11 protein-coding genes are annotated in these 12,779 nt (G+C 23.0%); 2 read left to right on the top strand and 9 right to left on the bottom strand.

The window, feature by feature from the left end:
- Positions 1 to 16: 16 nt before the first annotated feature.
- Together EV215_RS05025 and EV215_RS05020 are read left to right on the top strand one after the other, a co-directional pair.
- Entirely contained in the window at positions 17 to 430 is a 414-nt protein-coding gene (locus EV215_RS05025; protein ID WP_134112910.1) for an NUDIX domain-containing protein, read from the top strand.
- Positions 423 to 1,475: a metallophosphoesterase gene (locus EV215_RS05020; protein ID WP_134112909.1), complete on the top strand. Its 1,053-nt coding sequence runs from the start codon at positions 423 to 425 to the stop codon at positions 1,473 to 1,475. The genes EV215_RS05025 and EV215_RS05020 overlap by 8 nt, the downstream gene beginning before the upstream one ends.
- Before the next feature lie 21 nt (positions 1,476 to 1,496).
- Here EV215_RS05020 and EV215_RS05015 read toward each other — a convergent pair whose 3' ends face one another.
- The 9 genes from EV215_RS05015 to EV215_RS04975 all read right to left on the bottom strand — a co-directional run bounded on the left by EV215_RS05015 (position 1,497) and on the right by EV215_RS04975 (position 12,550).
- Positions 1,497 to 2,780 (bottom strand): helix-turn-helix domain-containing protein, encoded by a 1,284-nt coding sequence (locus EV215_RS05015; protein WP_134112908.1) that lies wholly within the window; start codon positions 2,778 to 2,780, stop codon positions 1,497 to 1,499.
- Between the two features lie 18 nt (positions 2,781 to 2,798).
- Positions 2,799 to 3,389, bottom strand: coding sequence for a recombination mediator RecR (recR, locus tag EV215_RS05010; protein ID WP_134112907.1), 591 nt, complete (start codon positions 3,387 to 3,389; stop codon positions 2,799 to 2,801).
- Positions 3,390 to 3,400: 11 nt separating this feature from the next.
- On the bottom strand, positions 3,401 to 6,565 hold the full coding sequence (locus EV215_RS05005) for a ligand-binding sensor domain-containing diguanylate cyclase (RefSeq protein WP_166667355.1): 3,165 nt from the start codon (positions 6,563 to 6,565) through the stop codon (positions 3,401 to 3,403).
- A 172-nt stretch (positions 6,566 to 6,737) separates the two neighbouring features.
- Entirely contained in the window at positions 6,738 to 8,153 is a 1,416-nt protein-coding gene (gene pykF / locus EV215_RS05000) for a pyruvate kinase PykF (RefSeq protein ID WP_134112905.1), read from the bottom strand.
- Positions 8,154 to 8,201: 48 nt separating this feature from the next.
- On the bottom strand, positions 8,202 to 9,164 hold the full coding sequence (pfkA, locus tag EV215_RS04995) for a 6-phosphofructokinase (protein ID WP_134112904.1): 963 nt from the start codon (positions 9,162 to 9,164) through the stop codon (positions 8,202 to 8,204).
- 215 nt (positions 9,165 to 9,379) lie between these two features.
- Positions 9,380 to 10,324: an acetyl-CoA carboxylase carboxyltransferase subunit alpha gene (locus tag EV215_RS04990; RefSeq protein ID WP_134112903.1), complete on the bottom strand. Its 945-nt coding sequence runs from the start codon at positions 10,322 to 10,324 to the stop codon at positions 9,380 to 9,382.
- 98 nt (positions 10,325 to 10,422) lie between these two features.
- Positions 10,423 to 11,271, bottom strand: coding sequence for an acetyl-CoA carboxylase, carboxyltransferase subunit beta (gene accD / locus EV215_RS04985; protein ID WP_134112902.1), 849 nt, complete (start codon positions 11,269 to 11,271; stop codon positions 10,423 to 10,425).
- Positions 11,272 to 11,617: 346 nt separating this feature from the next.
- Positions 11,618 to 12,289 carry a response regulator transcription factor gene (locus EV215_RS04980; protein WP_134112901.1) on the bottom strand — a complete coding sequence of 224 codons (672 nt, stop codon included), beginning with the start codon at positions 12,287 to 12,289 and terminating at the stop codon, positions 11,618 to 11,620.
- A 12-nt stretch (positions 12,290 to 12,301) separates the two neighbouring features.
- Positions 12,302 to 12,550: a hypothetical protein gene (locus tag EV215_RS04975; protein ID WP_134112900.1), complete on the bottom strand. Its 249-nt coding sequence runs from the start codon at positions 12,548 to 12,550 to the stop codon at positions 12,302 to 12,304.
- Positions 12,551 to 12,779: the final 229 nt, after the last annotated feature.

The raw sequence follows: 12,779 nt of genomic DNA, 5'->3' as shown, positions 1-12,779 counted from the left end.
TTTAAAGAGGTGAAAAATGAAAAGAAAAACAGCAAGAGCTATAATATTTATAGATGATAAATTATGCCTTATAAAAAGAATAAAAAATGAAAATGAATATTATGTATTTCCTGGTGGTGGAATAAAGAAAAAAGAAAAAGGAAAACAAGCAGTAATAAGAGAAGTAAAAGAAGAATTAGGTATAGATGTAAGAGTAATTAAGAAGATGTATAAATATAAATTTGGTGAAACTAAGGAAAAATATTATTTATGTGAGTATATTGATGGAGAGTATGGAAGTGGTAATGCAAAAGAATTTAATAACTATTTTAAAGGTAAATATATTGTAACGATGATTGATAAAAAGTATATTCCAAGTTATTTAATATATCCAAAAGAAATAAAAGAGAAAATAATTAAAGATTTTTTAGGAGAAAATAAAATTGGATAATAAAAATATAAGAAAAACTTGGATTATTAGAAAAATGGTAGAATTTACTTTGTATTATATACTTGTATTTTTTATTTATTTTGAATTAAATTATCTAAATATTAAATTTAAGGAAATATTTCTGATATTATCGCCATTTTTTATAATAGGAAATATAATAGATAAAACTCATAATAGAGAATTAAGAAAAATATTACTTACTATAGCAGGACATTATACATTTATATTTATTTATTTTGTATGGACACTACCAATAGTTATTATATTTAAGATGAATTTAAAGTATTATTTAATATTTTTTATAATTTATAGTTTATTTTCGTACATTAATAATAAAATAATTAAATTAAAAAAATATAGAGTATTTAGTAAAAAAATAAAAAAAGAATATAAAATACTATTTTTTTCCGATTTACATTTAAGTGAGCTAACAAATAAAAATAAAATAAAAAGAATTATAAAAAAAATAAAAGAAATAGATTTTGATTTTATTTTAATTGGAGGCGATATATTAGATTATGATTATAAACTTATTGATAAAAATATAATTTTTTTATTAAAAGAAACAATTAAAGAGATATCTAAAAAAGTATATACAGTAATAGGAAATCATGATGTTTATGATGAATTAGAAAAATATATAGAATTTTGTAAGTTAATAGATGTAGAGATATTAGCAGATGATAGTTTTGAATATGATGAATTAAGTATTTTAGGAAGAAAAGAAAGACATCTTGGGAGAAAACAATTAAAAGAATTTTATTTAAAAAAAGATAAATATAATATTTGTATAGAGCATAGTCCACTAACAAGAAAAGAAATACTAAATTATAATATAGATTTATATTTAGCTGGGCATACACATGCAGGACAAATATTCCCAATAAATATATTATATAAAATTATTTATAAAAAAATATATGGTTATTTTAAAGAAAGAGAAAAAGAGTTTATAATTTCAAGTGGAATAGGAAATGGGTTTATGAAATATAGAAATATGAATTCGCCAGAAGTTATATTGTTAGAAATAAAAAAATCCAAATAGAAAATATCTATTTGGATTTTTTTATTTAAAGATTTTTAAAAATCTTTCCACTTCGTAAAAATGATTATTTCTATAATAAAAATCTATAAAATCAGCATTTAATACAGCGTGGTTTGCATAATGGATTAGAGAGTCAAAATAAATTTTTTCTAACTCTTTAACCTTTTTAAAATCTTGTCCACCATATAATGAAAGTAAAGATTTAATAACTTTAGCTTTTATAGCAATAGATTCATTACTTAATGATTCGTTACATAGTTTTAATACAAATTCATAGTGACTTATTGCGTCTTTTGCACTATTAACAACTCTATAAATTTCTGCAAAATTCATAATAGAATCTAATACATGAGGATCAGTCAAAGTGTTTTCTTCTTCTATTGTTTTTAATAAAATTTTAGCCTTTCTTAGATAATATTTTAATTTGATATTATCACCAGAATCAATGGCAAGAAGAGCTAATTTACTATTACATATAAGTTTTTGGTTTGTATTACTAAATTTAATTAATAAACCTCTATAAATAGAATTAGCCTCTTTCTTTTTATTAAGATTTATTAAACATTCAGCTCTTAAAATTTCTAATTCAAATTCATCTTCAGGAGCATATATATCTTTTTTTAGTGTTAAGATAAACTCTAAAGCTTTTTCATAGTTTTCTGTTTTCATATACAATAAAATGAAATTAAATAAAACTTTTAGTTTTTCATCAAAATTTAAATAATTTATATGATTAGTAAGTAAAACTTGCAAATCTAAAAATTCAGAATATTCTTCAATAATATTATAAATTCTAGTTAAATTACTAAGGATTTCTGAAAGACTATCATAATCTTTAGTTTGAATAGTGTCATTTATAGTTCTTAAATAATAATTTTTAGCTAAATTATATTCAAAATTATTATAAAAAATTTCTGCTATTTTTTTAAACATCCTAGTTTTATTTCGAGGTGAATATTCATTAAAAAATACCTCTTCAATATCTTTTCTGTAGTTTTCAAACTCTTTTTCAGTTAAATCGTTATTTAGTAATTCTAAATACTTATTACAAAATTCAGTAATTTGTTCTTCTTTTGTTTTTAATAATTCTTCTTTTGTAATTCTTTTATCAATACCTCTTTCTTCAAAAATTAGATTAAAATTTTCAACTATAATATTTAATAAATTTTTACCTAAAGGTTTTGTACCAGTTTCAACCATAGCTAAATAACTTCTAGCAACTTTACCACGTACTAATTCTTCTTGGCTAATTTTATATTTTTTTCTTAAATAAATAACTTTTTCAATAGTTGTCATTATTTTCAATTTTATCACCCTTTTTATTTAAATTTTGATTCGTCCTTCTAAAGCTTTTGAAAGTGTAGCAATATCGGAATATTCAATATTTCCTCCCATAGGAATACCACTAGCTATTTTAGATATGGTTATATCAAAATTTTTAAGTAATTTATTTATATACATAGCAGTAGTTTCACCTTCAAGGTCTGGATTTAGTGCTAAAATAACTTCTTTAATGTCATTTTTAGCAACTCTTTCAATCAATTTTTTTATATTTAAATTATCAATATTTATACCATTTAGAGGAGAAATTTTACCATGTAATACATGATATACGCCATTATAATTTTTAGCTCTTTCCATAGCAATAATATCTTTACTATCTTCTACGACACATATAATACTATGATCTCTTTTTTGATTTTGACAAATATCACATATATCATCTTCACTAAAATTACCGCAAGTACTACATTTTTTTATATTTTTTTTAGCTAAAATAAGTGAATTTGAAAAAATTTCAACTTCTTTTATCTCCATATCAAGTATTGCAAAAGCAAGTCGAGTAGCAGTTTTTTTACCTATCCCAGGAAGTTTATTAAACTGGTCTATTAAGTTTTCTAAAGAATGTATCATTGTTCACCTCGTCAAAATAAATTACATATTTCATTGTATGATTTTACATTATTTCGTCCACTATTTTTAGCTTTGTATAATGCAACATCAGCTTTTTTAATTATATCATCTAACTTTTCTTCATTAACATACATTGCTAACCCAAAACTAGCAGTAAATGATATTTTAGTAGTAGAATTAACTTCTATTTTTAATTGTTCGATTTTATTTTTTAGACGCTCTGCTAAGTTAAAAGCTTCTTTAAAATTTGTTTCGGGAAGAGCTAAAATAAATTCTTCTCCGCCATATCTAGCAAATATGTCAGATTTCCTTATATTATTTTGTATTTCTTTTGAAAATTCTACTAAAACTTTATCACCAATATCGTGACCATAAGTATCGTTTATTTTTTTAAAATAATCTATATCAATTAAAACAATTGCTAGTTTATGAGAATAACGTTTAGTTTGTTCTAATATATGAGACAATATATCAATAAAATATCTTCTATTATAAATATTAGTTAAAGTATCATAGTTTGCAAATTTAGATATATTTCTATATAAAGTAGCATTGTTTATACTAATAATTGCTTGCTTTAGTATTTTTTCAAGTTTTTTTAATATTTTTTGCCCATTTTTATTTTTATATGGAACAATTAAAGCACCACGAAATTTATCAGGTATAAAAAAATCTATATGAAGTCCTTTATATTCTATATAAGATTTATAAAATATTTTATCTCCATTTGTTAATTTCTCAAGAGATAAATTTTTATCAAAAATATCAAGAATAACTTTTTCATCAGATAAAGTGTTATAAAGTTTATCAATAGAATATTTATATACAAATTTAGTACATTTATCATCAAGATTTAACATTAAAGTACTTTCATTCATCTTAAATGTTTCACATAATTTTTTTAAAAAATCGTGTATAACAGTATCTAAATCAAGGGAAGTACTGAGAAGTAATGATAAATTAGATAATTTGTTTTCAATTTTTAATTCTCTAATTTTAATAAAATAATTAATAAAATATATTATTATAAATATTGTAAGTAAAATTATAAATAAAATAAAGTATTTATTATAATAAAATGGATATTTTATAGTTAAATTAATAAATGAACTATTTTTAGATAAAATACCATTATTATCAATATAAGTAATATTTAATTTATATTTACCAGCAGGAAGGTTAGTATATTTTACTTTATTATAATTACCTAAAGATTTCCATGATTTATCATAACCTTCTAACTTTATCATATAATTATAATTTTTGTTTTGTTTATACTCAAGTAAAGCAAAACAAATTTCAAAATTATTATTAGCTTTAGTTATAGTAATATCTTTAGTATAAGTTATGTCAATAGTTTGATTACTATTTAATAAATTTAATTCTCTAAAAATTATTTTTGATTTATTATTTTTGATTATTATATTGATAGGATTAAATTTTATATAGCCATTTTCCCCAGACAAGAATAAAGTATTTTTATAATAAAATAAATGATTATACCTAGTATTTAATAATCCATCTTCAGATGTAAAAGTAAAAAGCTCATCATTAAAGAGACTATATTTTAATAAATTTGTATTATTAATAAGCCATATATTATTATTAAGAAATAAAATATCATTTATTTTTTCACCAATAATTTTTTTAGAAATCAAAAATAACTTATCATCACTTAAATTTAATTTTAATAAACCTGCACTTAATGAAGTGAAGTATATACAATTATTTTTTATATTATATGAAGTAATATCTTTAATAAAATAAGTTTTATTACCAACTTTTAACTTATTGTGTATTTTAAATTTATTTTTTAAAATATCATACTCAACAAATCCGACATTTTTAACTATCATAAATAAAGAATGATTTGATATATTTAAGTTTAAATAGACTCTTTTTCCTGTAAATATAGAATCAATAGGAAAATATTTATCTAAAGGTTTAAATTCGTTAGTAATTAAATTTATTTGGTATAAATTATTTTCAGTAGATAAAAAAAGAGTATTTTTATAAATTTCTAAAGAGAATATTTCTTCATTTAATATTTCTGTTTGAGTAACTAAAAAAGTATTTGGATCAATAAAATATATTTTATTTTTATTATATGCAATAATTTTATTATGAGTAACTTTAAAATCAATAATTTTATCAAATATTATTTCTTCATCGTTTATAAATAAGCCATTATTAGTAGCTATAAAAAGATTATTTTGTTTTAAATAAACTTTATTAACATTTTGATAATTTTGATTAATATCAAAATTATCATTTGAAATATTTTTATAATAAATCCCTTCATTTTTAACAGAAAACCAAAGAATATTATTTTGGGTTTCATAAATATCTTTAATTATTTTATTTGAAAAGAAATAAAGATGATTATTTTTTACATAATAGAGTTTTTTATTACCAGCAAGCCAAGTAACATTATTAGAATCAATATATATTTTATTAAAAGTATCTTCTAAGTATATTTTATTTTTTATATTACCATTAATGTCAGTATAATATAGCTTATTATTAGTATAAAAAACAATATTATTTTTTATAGAATAAATATTTTCAATATTACTAAAATTTTTAATTTTCTTTAATGAATAGTTAGAAGTATTAAAATTATATAATCCTTTATTGGTAGCTAATAATAAAGTTTCATCATTATAAAAAATAAAATCATTAATAGATAAATCATTAAATTTTGAAAAAACAAAATTATTTTTTGTAAAATCAAGTAATATTTTTAACCCCTTATTAGTTGCAACATAAATATTATTATTTTTTATTAGTATTTTTTTTGAATTAAATTCTTCTCTTTGTTTAGGACTAAGAGGGATAGAAAAAAAAATATTTTTAACTATATTGTAAAATACAAGAGTTTTTTTATGGAGCATAATCATAAATTCATTATAATTTACAATACTAGTGATATCATTAATAGGAATTGAATTTTTTTCGAAAATATTCACTTGAAAATTTTTAAAGTTATAGCCATCATAGCTAGATAAACCATTATCAGTTGCAAACCAAATAATAGAATTTGAATCACTAGTTATAGAATTTACATTATTAGAAATTAAACCAGATTTAAAATTAAGTTTTTCAAAATCTTGAATATTTCCATAACTAAAAATTATATTATATATTAATAAAAAAATAAAAAATATTTTTTTCATAGAGGTCTCCATTTATATGTTAAATGATGATAAAAAACTTCAAAATGTTAAAATTAAAATTATATATTATAAATATTTTGATATATTATATTATAATACATTTTTCTTTAAATTTGAATAAAAAAAAGGTGGAATTTCCACCTTTTTAGTTAAAATATATAAAAATTATTAATTATTTTTCTAAAGTTTCTATTTTAATACTATTTGTGGTTCCTTCTTGAGTATTAGCACCAGAAGTAAATACGATAATATCACCATTTGCTAATAAATCACATTTTTTAGCTACTTCTAATCCTTTTTTATAGAAATCTTCAGCTGATGAAATTGAGTCTACAACAAATGGATAAACTCCTCTAGTTAGCATTAATTGTCTAGCTGTTTGTTCGTTTGTAGTTATTGCAAAGATCATTGCAGTTGGGAATGATTTTCTTAAGTTTCTAGCTGTATTTCCTGTTTCAGTTAAAGCAAATATAGCTTTAGCGCCTAGATTTTCAGCAACTTCTACAGCACCTTTAGCAACAGCTTCAGTTAATGTAGTATCAGCTTCGTAGTATAAAGGTCCAAATTTCTCTAATTCTTTATCAGTTCTTTCACAGATTTTAGCCATAGTTTGTACAGCTAATTCAGGGTATTTACCTTTTGCAGATTCTCCAGAAAGCATTACAGCATCTGTACCATCTAATATAGCATTGGCAACGTCTCCAGCTTCTGCTCTTGTAGGTCTAGGATTTCTTATCATAGAATCTAACATTTGAGTAGCTGTAATTACTATTTTACCAGCTTCATTACATTTTTCTATCATCATTTTTTGAGCAAAAGGAACTTCTTCTACAGGAATTTCTACTCCTAAATCTCCTCTAGCTACCATAATTCCATCTGATAATTCTAGGATTTCATCAAAGTTATCTAATCCTTCTTGATTTTCTATTTTAGAAATTATTTTTATATTTTTTCCACCATTTGCATCTAATATTTCTCTTACTTCTTTTACGTCAGAAGCTTTTCTGATAAATGAAGCTGCAACAAAATCTACACCTTGTTCACAACCAAATTTTAAATCAGCTTTATCTTTTTCAGCAAGAGCTGGTAAATTAACTGATACACCTGGTAAGTTAACTCCTTTATTTTCTCCTAATTCTCCAGTATTATTTACAACACATTTTACTTCTGTATCAGTAGTTTCTTTTACAGTTAATCCTATTAAACCATCATCTAATAATATAGTATCTCCAGCTTTTAAATCTTTTGCAAAATCAGCATAAGTAACAGCAACTATATTTTTGTTTCCTACTACAGTTTTATCAGTAGTTATTGTAAATTCTTGACCAGCTTCTAATATAACATCTTCACTATTTTCTAATTTAATAGTTCTGATTTCTGGACCTTTAGTATCTAGTAATACAGCAACGTATTTACCAGTTTCTTTCATTATTTCTCTAATTGTAGTAATTCTAGCACCATGCTCTTCGTAATCACCATGTGAGAAATTTAATCTCATTACGTTCATTCCTGCATTAACTAATTTAGTTAACATTTCTTTTGATTCTGATTTTGGTCCAATAGTACAAACCATTTTTGTTTTTTTCATTAACAAAACCTCCCTAATTAATTCAATCTATTTGTTTCTTTTATAAAATTAATGACCTAAAGTTAAAGCTAACTCATAGTCTTTTATATCAATTTCTTTTTTAGATTCCCATGCATGAGATATAGGATAAGTAACTAATTTATTTGATTCAATTCCTATCATTAAACCACTTTTACCTTCTTCTAATAATTCTACTGAATGAGCGCCCATTTTTGTAGCAATAATTCTATCTAATCCACTAGGAGTTCCACCTCTTTGGATATGACCAAGAACAGTTACTCTCATTTCACTTTTTACTTTTCCTTTTAATTTTTCAGCTATTTCAAAAGCAGAACCTACACCTTCAGCTACTAAAATAACGTCATGTAGTTTACCTTGTTCTCTTCTTTTATTTATTTGCATAGCTAAGTCATCAATAGAAAATTCTTTTTCAGGTATTAATAATCCATCTCCACCACCAGCAAGACATGAATAAAGAGCTAAATCTCCTGCATTTCTTCCCATTACTTCAATTAAATAAGTTCTTTCATGAGAAGTAGCAGTATCTCTAATTTTTGATATAGCATCTAAAATTATATTTAAAGTAGTATCAAACCCTATTGTATAATCAGTACCTGCAATATCATTATCGATAGTACCAGGAATACCAATTACTTTTATTCCATGTTCTTTGTATAATAAATCAGCTCCATGGAAAGAACCATCTCCACCAATAACTACTAATCCTTCAATTTCTCTTTTTTTAAGATTTTTTACAGCTTCAGCTCTTACTTCTGGATTTTTAAATTCAGGCAATCTAGCAGTTAAAAGAAAAGTTCCTCCACGGTCAATAATTCCACCTAAATCTTTTGGAGTAAGTTCAAAAATTTCATCATTTAACATTCCAGCATATCCTCTTTTAATGCCATATACTGTAATTCCTTTTGACATTGCATATTTAGCAACTGCTCTAATAGCAGTATTCATACCAGGGGCATCTCCACCACTAGTTAATATAGCTATATTTTTCAATTAAACCATTCTCCTTTCTCAAGACTATAAATATTGATAGACTTTTAATTTAAAATATACATATTCCGTTTCATTATATACCAAAAAACAACATTTTACAATGTTTTTTTTAAACATAACTAACAAAAGTGTGCTATTTAAGGATAGATTTACAAATCAAAAAAAAATAAAATTATACTTAACAAAAAAGTTGCGTAAAACGCAACCTTAGAGAGTTATATTAGATTATATTTACCAATATTTTTTAATTTTTTATATCTAATTTCTTTTAAAAGTGATATTTCAAAAGATTTTAATTCTTCTAAAGTAGAAAGAATTTTTTCTTTTATATTATTTGCAGTATATTCAGGATTTCTATGAGCTCCCCCAAGAGGTTCAGAAATTATATCATCAATTATACCAAATTCTAGTAAATGTTTTGCATCTAATTTTAAATATTCAGCAGCATCACATGCTTTTGAGGCATCTCTAAATAGTATAGAAGCACATCCTTCAGGAGAAATAACAGAATAATAACTATTTTCTAACATAAAAATTTTATCGGTAACACCTATACCTAAAGCTCCACCACTTCCACCTTCTCCTATAACTATAGAAATTGTAGGAATACTAAGTCCAGCCATTTCCATAAGATTTCTAGCTATTGCTTCTCCTTGGCCTCTTTCTTCTGCTTCAAGTCCTGGATATGCACCAGCAGTATCAATAAAACTAATAACAGGTAAATTAAATCTTTCGGCTAATTTCATAAGTCTAAGAGCTTTTCTATATCCTTCAGGATTTGGGGAACCGAAATTTCTAAAGATTTTATCATCTAAAGTTCTACCTTTTTCATGACCGATTATAACAACTTTCTCATTACCGATTTTTCCTAATCCTCCAATAATAGATTTATCATCTTTAAATAATCTATCACCATGTAATTCAACAAAATCTTCTATAATTAAATCAATATAATCTAAAGTATAGGGTCTATTTTGATGTCTTGCAATTTGAGTTTTTTGCCATGGAGTTATTTCTTCATATAGAGATTTCATTTTATCAGCTTTAAGTTCTTCTAATTTATCAATTTGTTCTTTTAAATCTATTCCTTTTTCTTCGGAAAATTTTTTAAGTTCTTCTATTTTTAATTCTAAATCTTTAATATCTTTTTCAAAATCCATTTTTATCCTCCGATAATTTTATATTAATCAAACTTTTATTAAGTTTTTATTTATGTTATATTTTAGTACGAGGCTTTATCAATTTTTTTTATAAAGTACTAAATAAGGATATTTAATACTTTATAAATTGTATCTTTTAATTCTTCACGTTTAGCTATTATATCAATCATCCCATGTTCTAATAAAAATTCACTAGTCTGAAATCCTTCTGGTAATTTTTGTTTTATAGTTTGTTCTATAACACGTGGACCTGCAAATCCAATTAAAGCTTTTGGTTCAGAGATTATAATATCACCAAGCATAGCAAATGAAGCAGTAACACCACCAGTAGTAGGATTTACGGGTATTGATATAAATGGAAGTTTATTTTCTCTTAGTTTTTCAAGTGCTGCCGAAGTTTTAGCCATTTGCATAAGTGAAAAAATTCCCTCTTGCATTCTAGCGCCTCCAGAGGTAGCGACTATAATAACAGGTATTTTTAATTCGATTCCTCTTTCAATAGCACGAGTAATTTTTTCTCCTACAACACTCCCCATACTACCGCCCATAAAATTAAAATCCATAGCAGCGATACTTACATCAATATTATTTAATTTTCCAACGCCAGAAATAACAGCATCATTAAGGGAGCTTTTGTTTTTAGCTCTTTCTTTTTTTTCTTCATAACCAGGAAAATTAAGAGGGTTTTCTGATATTATATTAGCGTCATATTCTTTAAAAGTATTTTTATCAATTAATAAAGAAATCCTTTCTGTTGCACTCATATTAAAATAAAAATCACATTTTGGACATTTTTTATAATTATTTTCGATATCTTTTCTATATAAAATTTCACCACATGAATCACATTTTACCCATAAATTATTTGTAGAAAGCGGTTTTATAGTTTTTCCATCAGTTTCACTTTTTACAGTTGCATATTTTTTTTTACTTGAAAAAATTCCCAAGGCGAATCCTCTCCTTTATAAAATATTTTAAAATATTATATAACATATGTAATTTTATTTCAAGAGTAATAATAATATAAAAAAAACAATTGAAATAAAATGTGTAATAAGTTAAAGATATATCTAAGATGGACAAAGGGGTTAGTCTATTAATACATATGCTTCTGAAGATAAAAATTTTTAAAAGCATATGTATTTTTTGAAAAAAATAAAAAAACAATTAAAACAAACTGTGTAACAAGTTAGTAATAAGTTAAAGATATAATTAAGATGGACAAAGGGGTTAGTCTATTAATATATAGTGCTCCTGAAGATAGAAATCTTCAGGAGCATATGTATTTTTTGGCTAAATTTTTATAAGTTTATATCCAAAACCATAAATAGTCTCTATCTTATCTTTTATATATGGGACTTTATCTTTTAATCTTTTTATTGTAACATCAACTCTTCTATAATTATCAACTATTTCTTCAGGCCATATATTTTCAAAAATTTTTTTTCTAGACAGATTTATATTTTTGTTTAATATTAAAAATTCTAAAAGTGAAAAGTACGGATCATTTAAAAAAAAGTTATTATCTTCAATCAATATTTCGTTAGTATCAGATTTTAATATTAAATTACCATACTGTAAATTTGAAGTAGATTTTTTTATTCGTTTTGCTAAAATTTTAACTTTTTCATTTAATATTTTTAAACGAAAAGGTTTTTTTAAATAATCATCAACACCTAAATTATATCCCATTTCTTCATAAAAATCTTGTTTTTTAGCTGTTAATGCAAAAATATAAGGAATACCATAATTATCAGCATCATTTCGTATTTCTCTAATTAAATCAAAACCATTTTTTGAATGACCTAAATCTATATCCATTATAATAAGATCTATTTCATTTGAACTAACAATGTCTAATACTTTATTAGGAGTATGTTCAATATAAACTGTATAAGATTTATCAAAAGTTTCTTTTATTTTGTTTGCTAATTCAATACAATCATCAACAATTAAAATATTCATTGGTTACTCCTTTTAATAATTTTTATAATTAATTTGAATATAATTATTTAAATTATCCAACTTTTCTTTAACTAACTTTTTATTTTCTTTGTTTTCAGCAATTTCAATAGATAAATCAATAACAATATCATCATCAAAACACATAGCAATAGAACATAATTTATGTATAGCCTGTCTATAATTATCATTATTCTTATCTAAATTGTTTAATATTTTATTATTATTTTCTAAAAAAATTTTTTTTAACTCTTCGTTTGTCATAATTATCACCATTTTTTATTAATAACTTCATAGTACAAAAAAAATAAAAAAAAGTCAAAATCTATTTTTATTTTTTGCTTTGATTTATTTTTTTAGGTTTTATTTTTTGGAATCAAAAAAATGGAAACCAAATCCAAAAATATCTATCTTATTTTTTGTATTATAAAGTGGTTTAATTGTATTGTAAGTAAAAAAAAAGTATCAAAACAAAACAAAGGAGAGTGAAGAA

Origin of the sequence: Hypnocyclicus thermotrophus (genome assembly GCF_004365575.1) — a bacterium.
Taxonomy (GTDB): domain Bacteria; phylum Fusobacteriota; class Fusobacteriia; order Fusobacteriales; family Fusobacteriaceae; genus Hypnocyclicus; species Hypnocyclicus thermotrophus.
The sequence above is the reverse complement of the archived record's forward strand: the minus strand, read 5'-3'. Positions and strand labels throughout refer to the sequence as shown.

Excerpts from the sequence above, each read along its gene's own strand:
- EV215_RS05025 (WP_134112910.1), top strand. The coding sequence starts at position 17 with ATGAAAAGAAAAACAGCAAGAGCTATAATATTTATAGATGATAAATTA.
- recR (WP_134112907.1), bottom strand. The coding sequence starts at position 3,389 with ATGATACATTCTTTAGAAAACTTAATAGACCAGTTTAATAAACTTCCT.
- EV215_RS05005 (WP_166667355.1), bottom strand. The coding sequence starts at position 6,565 with ATGAAAAAAATATTTTTTATTTTTTTATTAATATATAATATAATTTTT.
- pykF (WP_134112905.1), bottom strand. The coding sequence starts at position 8,153 with ATGAAAAAAACAAAAATGGTTTGTACTATTGGACCAAAATCAGAATCA.
- EV215_RS04990 (WP_134112903.1), bottom strand. The coding sequence starts at position 10,324 with ATGGATTTTGAAAAAGATATTAAAGATTTAGAATTAAAAATAGAAGAA.
- EV215_RS04980 (WP_134112901.1), bottom strand. The coding sequence starts at position 12,289 with ATGAATATTTTAATTGTTGATGATTGTATTGAATTAGCAAACAAAATA.
- EV215_RS04975 (WP_134112900.1), bottom strand. The coding sequence starts at position 12,550 with ATGACAAACGAAGAGTTAAAAAAAATTTTTTTAGAAAATAATAATAAA.